The sequence below is a fragment of the Streptomyces sp. AK010 genome (genome assembly GCF_014207295.1).
Classification (GTDB): Bacteria; Actinomycetota; Actinomycetes; order Streptomycetales; family Streptomycetaceae; genus Streptomyces; species Streptomyces massasporeus.
Map to the genome: position 1 here is coordinate 185,570 of NZ_JACHCX010000010.1, position 18,833 is coordinate 204,402.

Here is an 18,833-nt window from a genome sequence, read left to right on the forward strand (position 1 = left end):
TTACGGGCGCGGAAGCGCGGTCACCCGCGCGGGCCGGGCCCGGCCGGGTGTCGGCCGGGCGGGGACGGCCCGTTCGCCGGCCAGCTTCCGCAGGGCCTTCTTGTCGATCTTCCCGACCGGCGTCTGGGGCAGTGCGGGGAGGAACATGAGCAGTTCCGGGGTCTTGAAGGCGGCCACACCGCGCTCGTGGAACAGATGCTGGATGTCCGCGAGATCGAGTGTCTGCCCGCCCTTGAGGACGACACAGGCGCACACCGACTCGCCCCACTCCCGGTGGGGCGAGGGCACTACGGCGACGTCGGCGACCTGCGGCAGGCTGCGCACCAGGTCCTCGACCTCGTCGGCGGAGATCTTCTCGCCGCCGCGGTTGATGAGGTCCTTCGTGCGGCCCTCCACGGTGAGATTGCCGGCCCCGTCCTGGCGGACGACGTCTCCCGTCCGGTACCAGCCGTCCGCGGTGAAGGCGCGCGCGTTGTGCTCGGGGGCGGCGAAGTAGCCCCTGGGCGTGTAGGGGCCGCGGGTGAGGAGCCGGCCCGGCTGCCCCGGGGGTACGGGCACGTCGTCGTCGTCGACGAGGAGGATCTCGTCGTCGAGGCAGATGGGCCGCCCCTGTGTGGTGAGGACCAGGTGGTCGGGGTCGTCGAGCCGCGTGTAGTTGAGGAGGCCCTCGGCCATGCCGAAGACCTGCTGGAGCCGGCCGCCGAGACCGCCCAGGAGGCTTTGCGCCTCGGCGGGCGACAGCACGGAGCCGCCGACCTGGACCACCTTCAGACTGGACAGGTCATGGTGGTTCGTTGCCGCGGCATCCAGCCACCGTCGGGCGACGGCGGGGACGAGCGAGGTGACGGTCGCCCGCTCCTGCTCGATCACGGCGAAGGCCGCCTCGGGGTTCGGCGACGGCATCAGCACGGCCCGGCCGCCGTTCATCAGCGCCGCGAGGACGCCGGGGCTGGCCAGGGCGAAGTTGTGCGCGATGGGCAGGACGGCGAGATAGACCGTGTCCTGGTCGTAGCCGCAGACCTCGCCACTGCGGCGGGCGTTGTACTCGTAGTCGTTGTGCGTCCTGGCAATGATCTTCGGAAGGCCCGTGGTGCCGCCGGACAGCAGGAACAGCAGTACCTCGCTCGCGTCGGGGGCGAGGGCGTCGAGCCGGTGCCGCCGGGCGGCCGGATCACCGGTGGCGGTCATGAGCGCGCGCAGGTCGACGTTGCCGGGGCGCACCGTGTCCCCGACGACCAGGACCCGGCATCCGTGGCCGCGTATCCGTGCGACGTGTTCGGCGAGCGACTGGTGGTCGAAGTCGCGCCAGTTGCTGGGCGCCACCACGGCCGAGACCTTGGCGAGCTCGGCCATGTACGTCAGCTCGTGCTCGCGGTGCGGGGGCAGGGCGAGGACCGGGGCCACGCCGAGCCGGGCGCAGGCGAGGACGAGGGCGATGAACTCCCGGCAGTTGGGCAGCTGGACGAGGATGTTGTCGCCGCGTTTCAGGCCGGTGCGGGCCAGACCTTCGGCCAGGATGTCCGCGGTCTCGGCGAGTTCCCGGTAGGTGATGCGCCGGTCGCCGTCGACCAGGGCGACGCGCGGCCCGTACGCGTCCGCCCATTCCCACATCAGCGCGCCCAGCGGCCGCTGCCGCCAGTAGCCTTTCGCGACGTACTGCTGGACGAGGTCGTCGGGCCAGGGGACGGCACCCGCTCGTGTCATGTGTCTCTCCTGCTTCTGCGGTCCTGTACGCACGGATCCCAGGGCTGGCGGCGGCGAAGACGCCGTCGCCGGCCGGTTGTCCGATCAGCCGACAAGGAGCTCCGCGTCGGTGCGCTCGGCGACGGGTTCGATGTCGGAGGGCATGTCCGTGTCAGCCTCGGCCGGTGTGAGTTCGCCGCGCAGGAACCCGGCCACGGCCTCCACCGAGGGCCGCTCCCACAGCAGCGTGGCCGGCAGGGCGAGCCGGAACCGCTTCTCCAGGCGGCGCCGTACGACCACGGTCATCACGGAGTCGAGGCCCAACTCCGTGAGCGGTGCCCGTACGCTGAGATCCGCGGGGCTGGTCTTCATGACGTCGGCGACACTCTGGCGGACGGCGTCGATCAGGTAGTCGTGCAGCTCGTCGGGGGACAGGGACTCCCACTCGGCGTTCCCGGCGTCCGCGGACGCGGCGACCTCGGGGTCGTCGACCGTCAACTCGCTGAGCAGCCGCGGCCGTACGGCACCCGGCGTCGGCGGCAGCGTGCGCAGGACGGCGTAGTAGCCGCTGTCGTGCCGGTCGGCCAGTTCCCAGCAGCGGAAGGCCTCTGCCACGGTGATGTCGGCGGTGCCGCGTGCCTCCAGCTCGGCGTCGATCACCTCGGAGGAGGTCGACATGCCGAGCCCTCGCCACGACGTCCAGCCGAAGCTGACCGTGGCGTGGTCACCGGCGGCCCGCCGGTGACCGGCCAGGGCGTCTAGGAAGGCGTTGCCGGAGGCGTAACTGGCCTGTCCGGGCAGTCCCAGGAGCAGACCGCAGGACGAGAACAGGGTGAAGAAGTCGACGCTGCCGGGCGGGAAGATCTCGTGCAGGACCAGGGCGCCGTCCACCTTCGGCCGCATCACCGTGCGCAGCGAGTCCTCGGTCAGATCCGCGAGCATGCGGTTGTCGAGGACACCCGCGGCATGCACCACGCCCCTGACCGGCGGGAGTTGCAGTTCGGACGGGGACAGCAGCTTGGCCGCCTGGTCGCGGTCGGTGATGTCCAGGTCGAGGGCCCGTACGGTCACGCCGAGCGCTTCGAGGGACCGCACGGCCTCGATCTGCCGCTGAACGCGCGGGTCCTCGACCGTGTCCCAGGTCTCGCGGGGCGGCAGCCCGGAGCGTCCGGCGAGCACCAGACGCCGGGCGCCCCGGCCGGCCATCCAGTGGGCGATCTCGAGGCCGAGCGCGCCCAGACCACCGGTGATCAGATAGGTGCCGTCGGCCCGGAACTCCGTCGCGGCCCGGGTTGCGTCCTTCTCGATCCGGGCGAGCCGGCTGACGGTCCACTGCCCGTCGCGTACGACGATGACGTCCTCGCCCCTGACCGAGCCGAGCACGGACAGCAGCCCGTCGTCGTCCGGCGACGCACCGTCCGCCGCGAGGTCGACGATGCCGCCCCACAGGTTGGGGTGCTCACCGCCGATCACACGGCCGAGCCCCCAGAGGCCGCCGTGACCGAGGCTTGTGTCGTCGGCGCTCTCGCGCACCCCCTGAGAGACGCACCACAGCTTCGGCCGGTCCGCGAGCCGCGCGGCGGCGAGCCACTGCGCGGTGCCGGCCAGCAGCCAGGTCGCGCGGAGGGCTGCGTCGGTCACGGTCTCCGTCGCGGTGGTGACCGCGGGCACCACCAGCACTGCCGTGGACGCCCCGAGCCGCTCCCGCACGGTTTCCAGTTCCTGGGGCATCGTCAGGCTCACGCAGGGGGTGCCCGCGGTGGTCAGTTGCCCGGCGAGGGCGGCCTTCACCGTGGTGTCGTCGCCGACCAGCACGACGAGGCCGGGACGGTCGGCCGAGGAGGCGTCGAGTTCGAGGGGCCGCCACACCATCTCGTGGACGAGGCGACGGGGGCTGGCCGCCGCCCCGGGATCGCCGTCCAGCACGCCGTAGCGCAGTCCGCGAAGGGTGGCGACGACGCGTCCCGTCTCCTCCGCGATCTCGACGTGCACGGTGTCCGTGGCCGCCGTCCCCTCGGCCACCCGCACGCTGATCAGCACGCGGGCGGGCGAGTCGCCGCGCAGGGCGACCTCCCGGATGTGCGCGGGCATGCGCAGCGTGGGCGGGCCGTCAAAGGCGACGGAGGCGATGGAGAGGGCGGCGTCGAGGACGGAGGCCCAGGAGGTGGGCCGCTCCTCGCGGTCGCCGTCGGCACGGACACGGGCCAGCAACTCGCCCGGGCCACGCAGGAGTTCCTCGACGGCCCACGGGAAGCCCATCGCGGCGACGCCGATCGAGGCGAGCCGGTCGATGGGGAAGTCCGGGGAGAGGGACTCCGTGCAGCGGCTCAAAACGTCCATGAGCGGGAGCATGCGGTCGTCCGCGACCGTCACGCCGTGCGACACCGACGCCGTGGTGTGGGTCAGCCAGGCCTGGCCGTCCTCGTCGTCCGCTCCCTGGTCGAGCAGCCGCGACGCCAGGCGCACGGTGCCGTCCTGCAGAGCGACCTGAAGCTCCCTCGCGGTGGTCACGGAGACGGGCACGCGAAGCGACACGTCGCTGAGCGCGGGCCGCTCGCCGGAGCCGGTGGCCGCGGTGAAGAAGGTGTTCAGCAGGACGGTGGCGGGGATGATCTCGACGCCCTGGACGGGGTGGTCGCCGGGGTAGGGGCGGCAGGTCTCGTCGAGGTAGGTCTGCCAGACCTGCAGCGGCGTCGTCCCGGTCACCACCGTGCGCGTGCCGAGCAGGGTGTGGCTGTCCACGTCGTGGCCGCCGCCACCGGCCAGTTTGGGCCCGGACTCGGCCCAGTAGGGGCGGTGCTGCCAGGCCGGCGGGGGCAGTTCCGCGAGGGCGGACGCGGGCCACATCGCGGCCCAGTCGATCTCGCCGCCGTGGCAGTGCAGGGCGCCCAGGTTGGTCAGCAGCGTCTCGCGCTCCGGCTTGCCGCGGCGCAGGGTGTGGGCGACCAGGGCGTCGGTGACGCCGAGGCTGTCGAGGGTCTCGTCGATCGAGTGCGCCACGACAGGGTGCGCGGAGACCTCGACGAACCGGCGGTAGCCGTCCTCGACCGCGGCCGTGACGGCTTCGGTGAAGCGGACCGGGTTGCGCAGGTTGGCCGCCCAGTAGCCACCGTACCGGACGGGGTTCGCGCGAGGATCGTCGAGAGCCGTCGTGTAGACGGGAAGCACGGCGGGGCGGATGTCCAGGTCGTGGTCCGCGGCGACGAGTTCGCCGAGGAGCGGATCCATGTGGCTGCTGTGGAAGGCCACATCGGAGTCCACACGCCGTACGACGAGCCCCTCGTCCTTCCACTGGGCGCTCACGGACTCCACCGCGGCCGTGTCACCGGCCACCACGGTGGAGGAGGGCGAGGCGGAGATGGCCGCGACGACGTCGGTCCGGCCGGCCAGCCGCCGGGCCGCCTCCTCGAACGGCAGGTTCACCATCGCCATGCCACCCAGGCCCGCGACCCGGCGCAGCAGGATCGACCGGCGGCAGATCAGCCGTGCACCGTCCTGGAGGCTCAGGACGCCGGCCGTCACGGCCGCCGCGATCTCGCCCACCGAGTGCCCGATCACCGCGTCCGGCAGGACGCCCTGGGCACGCCACACGGCGGCCAGGCCGACCTGCATGGCGAAGATCATCGGCTGGATTCGGGAGACGTCTCCCAACTCGCCGTCGCTGATGACCTGGCGCGGGGAAAACCCGATCTCCGCCATGAAGACGGGGGCGATCTCGTCGATGACTGCGGCGAACTTCGGGTCAGTGGACAGGAGTTCACGCCCCATGCCGGCCCACTGGGCGCCGTGCCCGGAGAACACCCACACGAGCCCCGCACCGGCGGCGGCCTCGGATGCGCTGCGCCCGGACGCGACGCCCGGTACGGACTCCTCGGCGGCCAGGGCCCGCAGCCGGGAGACCAACTCGGCGCGGTCGCCCGCGACGATCGTCGCGCGATGGGCGAGGTGGGACCTGCGCCGTGCGAGGGTGTGCCCGAGCGCTGCCGCCGAAGGCGCGGCGCCTTCGGTCTCCAGCGCGTCCGCGAGCCTCCCCGCGTAATCCCGGACCGCGGCCTCGGACGCGCCGGACAGCGGATACACCCGGGCGGCGGGCTGCGCGTCGTGGCCGTCCTCCGCCGGTTCGGCGCCCTGGGGCGCCTGCTCGAGGATGATGTGGCTGATAGTCCCGCCGTACCCGTAGCCGGACACACCGGCCCGCCGCGGACCGTCGGTCCGCGGCCAGGGCGTCGGTTCGGCGACGACACTGAGGCCGGACTCGGTCCAGGGAATGGCGGGGTTGGGCCGTTCGAAGTTGGCGGTCGGCGGTATCTGGGCGTGTTGCAGGGCGAGTACGCCCTTGATGACACCGGCCACGCCCGCACCGGCTTCGAGGTGGCCGATGCTGGGCTTGACCGAACCGATGAGACACGGGCGGTTGGCCGGACGGCCCGCGCCGAACACGGCAGCCATGGCGCCCGCCTCGATCGGGTCGCCCATGCGGGTGCCGGTGCCGTGGGCCTCCACGAAGTCGACGGAGGCGGGGGAGATCTGCGCGTGCTCGTAGGTGCGCCGCAGCAGGTGCGTCTGTGCCTCCTGGCTGGGCGCCATGATGCCGTTGGTCTTGCCGTCCTGGTGGATGCCGCTGCCCCTGACCACCGCGAGGACGCGGTCACCGTCGCGCTGGGCGTCGCTGAGCCGTTTGAGGACGATCACGCCGGCGCCCTCGCCGCGGCCGTACCCGTCGGCGGCGGCGTCGAAGGACTTCGAGCGGCCGTCCGGCGAGGTCGCGCCGGCGGCGTCCAGGACCATCGTCAGCCCCGGCCCCGCCATGATCATCACGCCGCCGGCCAGGGCGAGCGGCACCTCGCCCAGGCGCAGGGACTGGCAGGCCTGGTGGATGGCGACCAGGGACGAGGAGCACGCGGTATCCACCGCGACGCTGGACCCGCGCAGGTCGAGCGTGTACGAGATCCTGTTCGCGACGGCGCAGAAGGCGCCGCCGATGCCCGTCCACGCCTCGATGCGCGGCAGGTCCTCGAGAAGACGCCGTCCGTAGTCGTCCGAGCCGACACCGATGAAGACACCGGTGTCGCTGCCGGCGAGCGAGCGTGGCGGAACACCGGCGTGCTCCAGGGCCTCCCAGGCGACCTCGAGCACGATCCGCTGCTGCGGGTCCATCAGCTCCGCCTCGCGCGGGGTGATGCCGAAGAATTCCGCGTCGAATCCCTCGATGTCGGACAGAAACCCGCCGAAGCGTGTGGTGCGCCTGAGCAGCGCCGCGTTCTCCGCGCTGGAGGAGTTGTACGGCTCCCAGCGCTCGGACGGGATTTCACCGATGGCGTCCTTGCCCGCCATCAGAAAGTTCCAGAACCGCTCGGGAGAATCGATGTCACCGGCGAACCGGCATCCCATTCCGATCACCGCGATCGGTTCGATCGCCGTCGCTTCTCGCCCCGCATCCGGAGTCTGACTGACCACTGGAGAATGCCCCCTCGTCACTGCCTTGGGCCGTTCTCTCCACCACGTGGGGAAAGAAGGGCCTTCGTCGGGCGTACGAGAGGATCCTGGGCAACGCGACATGCCGCCCGCTTGCGGTACACATGGGGGCCCGACGTCGGAGGGGGCGGCGTCCGAGGCGCAGAGCTTGGCGTGGCTAAATATTAGCCGACCAACTATTACGGGGCAAGGGATCCCGGGGAATCCAAGTGGGGTGTGTGGAGGTGAACTTGTAGCCTCTGCAAGAAGACCGAGGTCGACGGCAGGGGGCGCCGGGTGAATCGCGCATTTGACGACGGATCAGTGAACCAGTTGCTGGCAAGCATCGCCCGCTCCCACCGCAACCTCGCGGGCGCCCTGCTGCGTCAGGTGGGCCTCTACCCCGGGCAGGAACTGCTGCTGATGCGCCTGTGGAACCGCGACCATCAGCCGCAGGGTGATTTGGTGACGGCGCTTCGGCTGGAGGCGTCGACGGTGACGAAGATGCTCAAGCGCATGGAGGCCCAGGGCTTCGTCACGCGGCACCGCCCGCCCGACAACCAGCGGATCGTGATCGTCTCCCTCAGCGACAAGGGCCGCGAACTGCAAGGCGAAGTGGAGGAGCTCTGGCGGGAGCTGGAGCAAGCCGCTGTCGGCAGCATGACCCCTTCCGAGCTCGGCCGGACGCTCGACGTCCTCCGGCACCTGGAGGCCGGCCTCGCCGAAGCCCAGGCGTCCCGCGAGCCCAGGCCCTCCCCGTCCGAAACGGAGTAGGGCCGGGGCCTGGGGTCAGAGCCGGGCCAGCGGGCGCGCTACGACGATGTCGAGCCGCCCGGACAGCAGGGCCGTGTGGATCCGCGTCCCCCAACTCTCACCGCGATGCGAGTCCGGCGCGGCGAGTGCCCATCCGTCGGGCGCGTCCAGGAGGACGATCTTGCGCGAGCTCTCGCGCACCAGGTCCGCGTAGGCGAGGGCCCGCCCCCACCCCTGCTCGGTCAACTCCTCTCTCGGCAGCCGCAGATGTACGCCGATGGCGCCTGCCCGCGTTTGCTCCGAGCACCACTGGACGAAGTCCTCACCCTCGGAGGTCCACGCGGGTACCGGAGGGCAGCCGACGCCGACCACCACTGACATACCGTCCTGCGGCGCCGCAGTCGTGGGCAGCACCCGCTCGATCATCCGGATCCCCACCGCACGCGCGAAGGCCTCACCGTCCGCGTCCTGCGCCCGCAACAGGGCCATGGGTTCCGCACCGTTCCATCGGACCCGCTCGATCCTTGCCCGCCAGGCGTCCTGACTGCCGTCGGGTCCGCCTGCGGACCAGTCCACGATGACGAGTCCACCGCCGGCCTGGGCGCTCGACTCGACAGCGTCCGGCGGCGTCACTGTGGCGATGCGGTTCGCCAGAATGGTGCCGTCCACTGTGAGCGGCAGGGAGACGGCCGAGCGAGCAGCCCCGGACTCTGGCGGGACGTCGGGTGTCGACCGGCGTGCGAACCAGGACTCGACCTCGTCGATGCGCGACGCGTGACGACGCTTCAGACCCGCGTACGAAATGGCTCCGGTCCTGGTGAGGAAGTGGAAGCCGAACTGCTCCGGCTCCATGTGCAGCCGCCGGGCGAACGTGCCCCACCAGCGCATGCTGGGCGCGGCCCAGTTCTGGGTGCGCTGCACCTCCGGCCGCCGCTTGGCCTCGTACGCGCGGAACGCGTCGGCCGTCGTGCCCTCGGTGTCCAGGGCCTCGGCGAGGGCGATCGCGTCTTCCATGGCCATCTTGGTGCCCGAGCCGACCGAGAAGTGGGCGGTGTGGGCCGTGTCCCCGAGCAGCACCATGTTCCGGTGCGACCAGTTGTCGTTGCGCACCACCTGGAACGAAGCCCACTTGCTGTTGTTGACCAGCAGGGGATGGCCGTCGAGATGTTCCTTGAAGATTTCTTCGAGCAGTTCCTTGGAGTGGATGTCGCTCACACCCGGGGCCCCCGCCGCGTCCGTGGAGACGTCCATGCCGGCCGCCCGCCAGGTGGCGTTGTCCGTCTCGACGATGAACGTGCTGGTCTCCGGCTCGTACGGGTAGGCGTGCGCGGCGAACGGGCCGAAGCGCGTCTGAACGAAGGGGAAGGTCACCCGGTCGAAGCGCGCAGGGGTCCCGAACCAGATGTACTTGGGCCCCGACGCGTCGACGGTTGTGCCGAAGACCTCCGCATACGCCCTTCTGGTCGCGGAGTTGGCGCCGTCCGCGACTGCCACCACATCGGCGTCGTGGAACGCGTCCGCGAGCGGTATCTCGTGGCGGAAGTACAGCTGGGCGCCGACCTCGGTGGCCTGTTCCTGGAGGATACGCAGGAGCGTTCTGCGGGAGATCGCCGTGAACCCGTAGCCGCCGTACCGAAGGCAGCGGCCCTGGTGCCGCAGTTCCATGTCGGTCCACTGCGCGCTCGCCTCGCGCAGGCGCCGGCAGGTTTGCGGGTCGGCCCGCTCGAAGGCGGCCATCGTGCGGTCGGAGAAGACTACTCCGAAGCCGAACGTCGCGTCCGCGGCGTTGCGTTCGTAGACGGTGACCGAGGCCTGAGGGGCACGCAGTTTGACGAGGCGGGCGAGGAAGAGGCCGGCGGGTCCGCCGCCGATCACGGCGAAGGTCTGAGGTCGCATGGTGGTGGCTCTCCTGGGAGCAGAAAAGAGGGCGGACGAGGGGAAGCCCCGGCGAGCAGCGCACCGCTCTGCTCGCCGGGGCTCGTGACTGAGGGCCGTAGGGAGTCACGCCACGGGGGCGGGTTCCTTGGCGGCTTCCTCGTCCTCCGCCACGTTCAGCTCCTCGTAGAAGGGGCAGCCCCAGTGGGGCTCGAACGGGGCGAAGGTGTCCCACTTCGACTGGGCGCGAAGGTGCCCGAGCAGGACGTTGCGCGGGTTCCAGAAGTCACCGCTGACCAGCCGCGCGACCCACTTGTTGCTGCCGAGCTGGTCGCCGGAGATGTCGAAGCCCGCGTCCGTGAGGAAACCGCGCAGGCTGTAACCGGCCTCGTAGTAGGCGTAGATGAGGCGTCCGTAGACGTCGTAGCCGGTCTTGTAGAAGTTGGAGTAGGCGAGCTGAAGCTCGTTGGCGCGCTCCGGCTCGGACAGGATGGCGTCCACCGCCTCGGCGGCCTTCAGGCCGGTGCACATGGCGAGGAAGACACCGCCGGAGAAGATCGGGTCGAAGAAGGTCGCGGAGTCGCCGACCATGAACCACCCGTCGCCGGTGATCGTGTCGGAGTAGTAGCAGTAGTCGGTCTCCACCTTCAGCTCGCCGATGGGCTCCGTGCCCGTGAGGCGCTGGGTGATCCGGGAGATACGGGACACGTGGTCCCTGAAGACGGCCTCGCGGTCGGCCACACCGTGCAGCAGGTCGCGCGGCATGACCGCGCCGACGCTGATGGTGTCCGACCAGATCGGTATCGCCCACACCCAGCCGTCGGCGTGGCCGCCGATCTGCAGGTCGCCCTCGACACCGGGGTTGTACTGCTCGTCCAGGCCCTTGAAGTGCTGGTACGCCGCCACCATGCGCAGGCTGTCGATGCTGCGGCGCAGCCCGAAGGTGTGCGCCACCTTGCTGGCCCGGCCGCCGGCGTCGATGACGTACGGCGCGTGGGCGGTGTAGCTCTTGCCGCCGTGCTCGTAGCGCACGCCCACGACACGGTCGCCGTCCCGCAGCAGCTCGTGGACCGTTGCCTCCTGCAGCACTGTGGCGCCGTTCTCCTGCGCCACGTCGGCCATCGTCTTGTCGAAGTGGGCCCGCTCGACCTGGAACGTGACGTGGTGGCGGCCGGGCCCCTGACCGGCGAACGGGATGCGCCCGAACCGTCCCTTGCGGCCGCCGCTGAACTCCGCCCCGTGCTTGAGCACGTACCCCTGCTCCAGGACGCGCTCGTACGCGCCGAGTTCTTCGAGAATTGCGGATATCGGCGGCAGCAGCGACTCACCGATATGAAATCGAGGGAGGGAACGCCGCTCAAGCACGAGCACGGACCGCCCCGACTGGGCAAGCTTGGTCGCCGCCGTGGTGCCCGCCGGGCCGGCACCGATGACGATGACATCCACCTGCTCGAGCGGGGTCTGGGCAGAATTCACTTACGGTCTCCTTCGAAAGGCATGAACCGGGAATGCGTGAACTGGGAACGTGCGCACAATTCGTCAGGCTGCGAAGCAGTCGAGCAGCATTCCGCCGCGCTGCGGGAGGCTTTCAAGGGTCGGATCACCGTTGAGGATCGCCCGGTGCAGACGGCTCAGCTTGTGCGACGGATCGATACCCAGGTTGGTGACGAGAGTGCTCCGGAGTCCGGCGAACACTTCAAGGGCCTGGGATCGTCGGCCGGCCCGATAAAGGGCGACCATCAATTGTGCGTGCAGGTTTTCGTGGAAGGGGTGCTCAGCCGTGAGGTCCGTGAGATCGCCCAGTATGTCCAGGTGCCGGCCCTGGCGCAGTTCGGCCTCCATGAGCTGCTCGACAGCGGTCACCCGGGCGTTGTTCAGCCTGGTCACGTGCGCTTGCAGCAGCGGACCGGTGCTGACGTCGACCAGGGCGGGCCCACGCCACATGTCCAGAGCCGACCGCAGCACCAGCGATGCGCGCGCGTAGTCGCCCGTGGCGATCTCACCGCGGCCCCGGGCCGCGAGATCCTCGAATCGGCGGTATTCCAGGACGGCCGGATCGACAGTGAGCTGATATCCCCCGTGGAAGGTTTGGAGGAGACCCTTCGGGTCGAGTGAGGCGCCGCTCAGCTCAAGGTCTTTGGAGAGCTGTTGGCGGAGGCGGACAATATAGGTCTGTAGCGTTATCTTTGCGCTCTGCGGCGGGGTTTCTGACCAGAGTTCCTGCACCAGGTCGCGCAGCAGGACGACCTGATTGCTGCGTACGGAGAACAGGGCGAGCATTTGCCTGATCTTGGGTGCCCTGGGAGCCGCTTCATTTCCATTGATCTGAAATCTGAACGGACCAAGAGTGCCTATATCCATCTGCCCTCCGCACACAGTTTTGCGCCGTTTGGCATTGCGTGACTGCAGGTGTGGAACTTAGGCAGCGATTTGGGTCGTACACAAGGTGTGCGGCACTAAGGTGTGAGCGCTCGGTATCGGAGGGCGTACCTCAAGTGATCCCGTGGATGCCTCGACCGCCACCGACCGGTACGAAGGCCGGTATCGATCAGGCCTGTCGCGGGGTCAAGCGGCTCGTTCGAGTTCCTGGAAGGCCTCGCGGGCCGTGGCGAGGAACGCGGGCACGCTGGGCCGCAGCTCCGCCCGGCGCAGCCAGGTCATCGTGATCTGGGTCTGCGAGGCGCTGCCCGTCAGGGGTACCGCGGCCACTTCGCCGCGGGCGGCGGGTCCGGTCACCGCGATCTCGGGCAGCAGCGCGCAGCCCATGCCCGCGGAGGCGCACTGGCACAGGGCGGCCATGCTCGCGACCTGGGCGTCGATGACAGGCGCGTCCGGACCCAGCGTGTCGATCAGCGTGTCGAGCATTTCCCGGAATCCGCACCCCTGCGGGGTGGCGAGGAACGACTCGCCGCGCAGGTCCTGGCCGACGACCCGGGCGTAGGACGCAAGTCGGTGGTCGATGGGCGCGACCACCATCAGCCGGTCGGTGGTGAGGGGCTCGCTCGCCAGGAGCTTGTCCCGGGGTGCCTGGCCGAAGGTGAGCGCGACGTCGATCTCGCCGCGCCGGACCCACTCGTAGAGCTGGCCGCGCCCCCCCTCGCGCAGCGTTACCTGGACGCGCGGGTAGAGCCGGCGATAGCGGGCGAGGATGGCGGGCAGCCGGTGCGCGCACAGGGTCTCCAGGCCGCCGACGGTCAACTGACCGCCGGGCTCCTGGGCTTCCTCCTCCACGGCGGTGCGCGCCTCCTGGACGAGCAGGAGCATCTGGTCGGCGTACTCGACCAGCCGTTCACCGGCCGGAGTCAGCGACAGCTTGCGGCTGGTGCGGTCGAAGAGCTTGGCGGCGAGCTCGTTCTCCAGGGCCTGGATCTGCTCGGTGACGCTGGACTGGGCGTAGTTGAGCTCTGCCGCGGCCCGCGTGAAGTTGAGTGTGCGCGCCACGGTCCGGAACGTCCGCAGGTGACGCAGTTCCACAGCTCCCGCCCTTCTGATCGGCTCTGCCGATGGTCGTCATCGGAAGTGCCCGCTTCTGCAACCGGGTTCGCACTGCAAGGATTTCAGGTATCGCCCCCTGCCCACAACCGGTCCCGGCGATATCTCATGCTGCCGTTGTGCGGCTTCTGCTCAAGAACACCCCCGTACCTCCTTGGGAGGACAGCCATGTCCAGCCAGTCCGCCAGCCCCCCGAACGTCTCCCGTCCTTCTCCCGGCGCCCCGCCCGGCACATCCGCCACCGCATCGAAGGGGCTCCTGCTGCTGGGGCTGTCGCTCGGTTACTTCATGGTCATGCTGGACACCACTGTCGTCACGGTGGCGCTCCCCGCAATCGGCGAGGATCTCTCGGGCTCGCTCGCCGGACTGCAGTGGGTCTCCAACGGATACACGCTCACCTTCGCGGCCCTGCTGCTCACCGCCGGTGCGCTCTCCGACCGCTACGGCGGCCGGAAGGTCTTCCTGACCGGCCTGTGGCTGTTCGCCGTATTTTCCGGCCTCTCGGCGGTGGCCACCTCCATGGGAGCACTGATCGCCCTGCGGGCCCTGCTCGGCATCGCGGGCGCTCTGCTCCTGCCCACGTCACTGGCGATCATCGCGCACGCCTACACCGATCCGGCGGCCCGTGCGCGGGCCATGGGCGGCTGGGCCGCGATCAGCGGCACCGCGCTGGCCGCGGGTCCGCTGGTCGGGGGTGTCCTCACCGACACGCTCGGGTGGCAGTCCATCTTCCTGCTCAACATCCCGGTCGGGCTCGTCAGTATCGCCATCACGATGAAGTACGCCCCGGTCAGCGCCCCCAAGCCCGCCAAGGGACTCGACCTGCCGGGCCAGATCAGTGCCGTTCTGGCCCTCGCCGGCCTGACGTACGCGCTCATCGAGAGCCAGCCCAAGGGCTGGGGCTCTCCCGAAGTGCTCGGCGGATTCGCGGTGTTCGCGGTGGCCGGGGCTCTGTTCGTGCTTGTCGAGCGCCGCAAGGAGACCGCGACCCGCGCCCCGATGCTGCCGCTGGAGATGTTCCGCAACCGGACGCTGTCCGCCGGCCTGTTCGCCGGACTCCTGGTCAACTTCGGGCTCTCGGGAGTCCTGTTCGTCCTGTCGCTCTTCTTCCAGGAGGCGCTCGGCTACTCGGCCTTCACCGCGGGCCTGGCCTTCCTGCCGCTCACCCTGCCGACGGCCTTCAACCCGATCTTCACCGGCCGTCTCGTGGCCAGGATCGGCGCCCGCAAGCCCGCCATCGCAGGCTTTCTGATGATGGGCGTCGGTGTCCTGATCCAGTCCGCCTCAACAGCGGATTCCGCCGTCTCGCTCGTCGCGATGTGCGTCGGCCTGCTGGTGCTGGGATTTGGTGTCTCCTTCTCCATTCCGCCGCTGATGACGGCGATCGTGGGGTCGGTGGCCAAGGAGCAGGCGGGTATCGCCTCGGGCGCGCTGAACTCCGCGCGTCAGACCGGTGCCGTCCTGGGTGTGGCTGTCCTGGGCGCGGTGATGGGCGGTGCGTCGTCGGCCGACGACGGCACCCGGGTCGCGCTCGTGGTGGCCGGCCTCGTCCTGCTCGCCGGGGCGGGTGTGGTGGCCGCGTACATCGGCCGCCCCGCAAAAGACAGCGCCTGACGGGGCGGGCCGCCGGAAGAAGCCGACCGACTATGAGAAGAAGCCGGTCGGCCGACGCGCGGAGATCAGGGATGCGGCTCGGGCCTTGTTCACCGCGTCGATCCGTGAAACGGCGCCCAACTTGCTGAAGATGTTCCGCAGATGCCGCTTCACGGTCGGTTCCGACAGACCAAGTGAAGCGGCGATCTGCGCGTTGCTCATCGCGCAGGCCGTCAGATCGAGCACCTCACGTTCCCGGTCGGTGAGCCGGACGTCGTTGCTCTGCCTCCTGGACAGCAGCAGTGCCTCGGGCGGTACGGCGAGGAACACGCGCCGGTTGCTCTCGCGGCAGGCGCGCACGGTGGCGATCAGCTCGTGGCCGGACGCGGTGCGCGAGAGGAACCCGCGCACTCCCGCACTGAGGAGTTCCTGCACGAGCCCGAAGTTGGCATGGGCGCCCAGTATCACGATGGCCGCCTGGGGGGCTGCCTGTCTCAGGTGGTGCACTGCCATCGTCGCACCGTCGGCATCGCGGATGCCGAGGAGGATGACATCCGGGTCACGTGCGCCGGCCAGAGCGAGTGCGTCGCTCATGGCTTCGGTGTCGCCCACCACCGCGATCTCCTGGGCATCGGACAGGAGACTGCACAGTCCCTCTCGGAACAGGGCTTCCTCGTCGATCAGGAGGACTTTGCTGACCTGGGGCCCTAAGACCGGCGACGCCGCTGCTGAAACGCTCTTCACGCTTGTTCGACTCTGGCCTACGTGAACGTTGTCCATACTCTCCTCGGATTCCTCCGGGCAGAACGAAGAGGTGGGCCGGCATGGCCCAGCCCCGAGTCGGGACCGGATATACGGAGGTCGATGCGCGGAGCGGGAGACAGCACTGTCTGACCCGCTGCGGGAGTCATGGCATGGGTGTGGACGCTGCCTCAACGCGTGGAGACGCCGGGCGTACGGGGACACATTCGAAATGTCGGACTCGCGTCATCGGCTTACCGACCTGCATAGTGCCCCCCGATTCGCGCGGTCAAGTCTTTTAAGAGTCAACATCCCAGCCGTTGTGACGGTATCAGCCGCATACGTGATGCAGGTAATCCGAAAGCAAAGGATCGACGGTGAGTGAATACTGGGCGGCTGGCCCTCTGTCGTCACGTCTTGTGACTTGATCTGTACTTGCAGCACGCGCCCCGGGCGTGTAAGGCGAACGGTGGTCGATGACGCATGCAACTTCCATGTGATCCGCAGTGGCGACCCGCCATCCTCGGGTACCGCATCTGTATCCGCTGGGGTTAGGGGGATTCGTGCAGCACGCCATCCACTTGTCGGCGGCCGCCGACAAGAATCTCGAACTGGTATTAAAAGTCCTGCCGGCCATCGCCGTGATCCTGGCGGCCTCTGCAGTCTGCGGCCGGCTCGCGGTCATGGCGAAGCAGCCCCGCGTACTGGGAGAAATGATCGCGGGCGTACTGCTCGGTCCGACATTCTTCGGCGCGCTGTTTCCCGACGTGCAAAAGGCTGTGTTGCCCGTGGAGACGAAGCCGATTCTTTATGTGCTGAGCACCATTGGGCTGACCTTCTTCATGTTCCTCGTCGGGGCGGGACTGGACCACGGGTCGGCCGACGGGGCGAAGCAGGGCAGGCAGGCCGCGGTCCTGGCGATCTCGGGTGTGGTGCCGTCGTTGCTGCTCGGGGCCGGGGCGGGGTACCTGCTCCACGGCCGCCTGTCCCGCGACGACGTGAGCCCTGTCGAATTCGCCTTCTTCGTCGGCGGAGCCTTGTCGATCACCGCCTTCCCCATGCTGGCCCGAATCCTCTACGAGCGCCGGATGCAGAATACGACGCTGGGGCGCATGACATTGCTCGGTGCCTCGATCGACGACGCGGCAGCGTGGTGCTTCCTCGCCGTACTGTCCGCGGTGCACGCCGATGAAGGCGCACTGCACGCGGTCCGCACCATCACGCTCTCGGTCGTATTCGCCCTCGTCATGTTGCTGATCGTAGCCAAGTGGCTGCGCCCGCTGGGGGCTTCTGCGGAACGCACAGGGCGCCTCGGTTTCGACCAGATGTACCTGGTGGTCGGCATCGTCGTGCTGTGCGGTTACATCACCGACTACATCGGGATCTACTCGGTCTTCGGCGGATTCATCGCAGGCCTTGCCATGCCGCGAAACCCCGCGTTCCGCGAGGCATTGCACAGCCGCATGATGGATTTCGTGTGTGTGCTGCTCCTGCCCGTCTTCTTCGCCTTCTCTGGCCTGAACACCCAGTTGAACGGGCTCGCGGGATGGGGCATGGTACTTCCCTTCCTGCTGATCCTGGCGGCTGGTTTCACTGGAAAGTACTTCGGTTGCGCCTTTGCGATGAAGGCTTCAGGATTCTCCTGGCGTGAGTCTTATGCCGTCGGCGGACTGATGAACGCCCGCGGCCTGATGATCCTCATCTTCATCAACATCGGTCTGGCGCAGGGGATGATCACGCAGGACGTCTTCTCTCTCCTGGTGCTGGTGGCCGTGATCACCACCGCCGCCGCGCTGCCGTTGTACAAGCTGGCGCTGCCCGAGCGCATGGAAAAGCAGTTGGAGACCGGGCAGGAGATACAGGCTCAACGGCCCGAACTCGCCCGCATGACCTGATCGGATCCACTCTCGACTCCCATCTCCCGGCCCGAGGAGCCCACCACCCATGAGTGAAACCGTCATCCGCGCCGACGACGGCACCGTTTCCATGATCAACGTTTTCGAGGTCGAGCCCGAGCGCCAGCAGGATCTGGCCGAACTGCTCAGCGAGGGCGCCGAGAAGCACATCCGGCACCGGCCGGGATGCATCTCGGTGAACATCCTCCCCAGCAACGACGGCAAGCGGCTCATTTACTTCGCCCAGTGGCGCAGCAAGGCCGACATCAAGGCGACCATGTCGGACCCCGACTGCCAGGTCTACCGCGACAAGGCAGCCGAACTGGCCAAACCGGACGCCCACGCGTACTCGGTGTTCGCGGTTCACCATCCGGAGGGCTGACAGTCGATAACGCTGAAGACGGCCCGCCAGAATGGGCCTGACGTAGTACGCACCGGCCTGGCCACGTCTCCCGGATGACCGGGCCGGTCCGCCGCCATGCCTACGACCGGCTCGACCCAGCCGAACGGTGAGAGCACACCGACGGCGTTCGAGAAGGCTTGCGGCGTTGGCCGCCTCCGCACCAGCGCAGGAGGGGGTCTTGTGTACTCGCTACACGTGGTCACGCAGAATGCGAGCTGGTGCAATCAGGAGGGCGGCCCGCTGCTGCTGGAGCCCACGCAGTGTCAGCGGCAGCTGCCTCTGGTGGACAGCCGGTGGAGGACATGGTCATGGAACGGCGGGTGACCGGCCGTGCTCTGTCCAGTGTGGCTCGGGCCGAGCCGCAACTGCCCGTAGCGCTGCCCACGGACGACGAGCTGCGCCGACGGGCCGCGGCCTCGACGATCGTGGGACAGTTGCGCGGGCTCGCCGAGTGGGTGGCGCGCGACGTCCGCGCGGTGACGGCGGCGGGGCGGCTGCGGATGGCGGATGCCCGCGAGCTGGTTGACGTGTTGGGCACAGGCGACAAGGCCGAGAGGGTGCGCTCGTCGGCCGACCTGCCGCGTCTGGGGCTGCTGGCGGAGTGGGCGAAGAAGGCGCGGCTGGTCCGGGTGGTCAAGGGGCGGTTGTGTGCGGTGGCCAGGGCCCGGCCGGTGCTGGCCGACCCGCTTCAGCTGTGGCTCCGTGCTTTCGAGGCGTGTTCTGAGCTGCGGCAAGCCCTGATCGGTGCGCGAAGTGGCTGGCATATGGAGTCGATGCTCTTCGACGCGTACGAGGATGTGCTGGAGGACGTGCTGAACACGCTCTACAGCCTGCCGTACCCGATGCCCTGGCCGCGGCTGCGTGACTCCGTTCACCTGGCCTACCGGGCCCGCTTCCAGCTGGACGGTGGTTCGGACATCCAGCACCGGATGTGGTTCGAGCGC

Annotated in this window: 11 protein-coding genes; 4 read left to right on the forward strand and 7 right to left on the reverse strand. The window is 69.2% G+C overall.

The genetic code is table 11. The features are described 5' to 3' along the window. Positions 1-1,704: a (2,3-dihydroxybenzoyl)adenylate synthase gene (locus tag HDC93_RS20695; protein ID WP_185012360.1), complete on the reverse strand. Its 1,704-nt coding sequence runs from the start codon at positions 1,702-1,704 to the stop codon at positions 1-3. Positions 1,705-1,788: 84 nt separating this feature from the next. Next, positions 1,789-7,083: a type I polyketide synthase gene (locus HDC93_RS20700; RefSeq protein WP_311774588.1), complete on the reverse strand. Its 5,295-nt coding sequence runs from the start codon at positions 7,081-7,083 to the stop codon at positions 1,789-1,791. Between the two features lie 378 nt (positions 7,084-7,461). Here HDC93_RS20700 and HDC93_RS20705 point away from each other — a divergent pair, with 378 nt between their 5' ends. After that, positions 7,462-7,911, forward strand: a complete 450-nt coding sequence (locus HDC93_RS20705; RefSeq protein ID WP_185012362.1) for a MarR family winged helix-turn-helix transcriptional regulator — start codon at positions 7,462-7,464, stop codon at positions 7,909-7,911. Between the two features lie 15 nt (positions 7,912-7,926). Here HDC93_RS20705 and HDC93_RS20710 read toward each other — a convergent pair whose 3' ends face one another. The 4 genes from HDC93_RS20710 to HDC93_RS20725 form a co-directional block, all read right to left on the reverse strand. Continuing rightward, a complete protein-coding gene (locus HDC93_RS20710; RefSeq protein ID WP_185012363.1) occupies positions 7,927-9,786 on the reverse strand; it encodes an FAD-dependent monooxygenase in 1,860 nt (619 codons plus the stop codon). A 105-nt stretch (positions 9,787-9,891) separates the two neighbouring features. Then, positions 9,892-11,241 carry an NAD(P)/FAD-dependent oxidoreductase gene (locus HDC93_RS20715; protein WP_221516936.1) on the reverse strand — a complete coding sequence of 450 codons (1,350 nt, stop codon included), beginning with the start codon at positions 11,239-11,241 and terminating at the stop codon, positions 9,892-9,894. Between the two features lie 63 nt (positions 11,242-11,304). Then, complete coding sequence (locus HDC93_RS20720) at positions 11,305-12,126, reverse strand: AfsR/SARP family transcriptional regulator (protein ID WP_185012364.1); 822 nt, start codon at positions 12,124-12,126, stop codon at positions 11,305-11,307. Positions 12,127-12,330: 204 nt separating this feature from the next. Beyond that, on the reverse strand, positions 12,331-13,239 hold the full coding sequence (locus HDC93_RS20725; RefSeq protein WP_185012365.1) for a LysR family transcriptional regulator: 909 nt from the start codon (positions 13,237-13,239) through the stop codon (positions 12,331-12,333). Positions 13,240-13,425: 186 nt separating this feature from the next. Between HDC93_RS20725 and HDC93_RS20730 the strand changes: the two genes are divergently transcribed. After that, a complete protein-coding gene (locus HDC93_RS20730; RefSeq protein WP_185012366.1) occupies positions 13,426-14,871 on the forward strand; it encodes an MFS transporter in 1,446 nt (481 codons plus the stop codon). 30 nt (positions 14,872-14,901) lie between these two features. Here HDC93_RS20730 and HDC93_RS20735 read toward each other — a convergent pair whose 3' ends face one another. Further along, positions 14,902-15,630, reverse strand: coding sequence for a LuxR C-terminal-related transcriptional regulator (locus HDC93_RS20735; RefSeq protein WP_185012367.1), 729 nt, complete (start codon positions 15,628-15,630; stop codon positions 14,902-14,904). A gap of 524 nt (positions 15,631-16,154) precedes the next feature. On the opposite strand from HDC93_RS20735, the gene HDC93_RS20740 reads away from it, so the two are divergent. Continuing rightward, positions 16,155-17,486 carry a cation:proton antiporter gene (locus tag HDC93_RS20740; RefSeq protein WP_185012368.1) on the forward strand — a complete coding sequence of 444 codons (1,332 nt, stop codon included), beginning with the start codon at positions 16,155-16,157 and terminating at the stop codon, positions 17,484-17,486. Positions 17,487-17,535: 49 nt separating this feature from the next. After that, positions 17,536-17,868 (forward strand): antibiotic biosynthesis monooxygenase family protein, encoded by a 333-nt coding sequence (locus HDC93_RS20745; RefSeq protein ID WP_185012369.1) that lies wholly within the window; start codon positions 17,536-17,538, stop codon positions 17,866-17,868. Positions 17,869-18,833 lie beyond the last annotated feature (965 nt).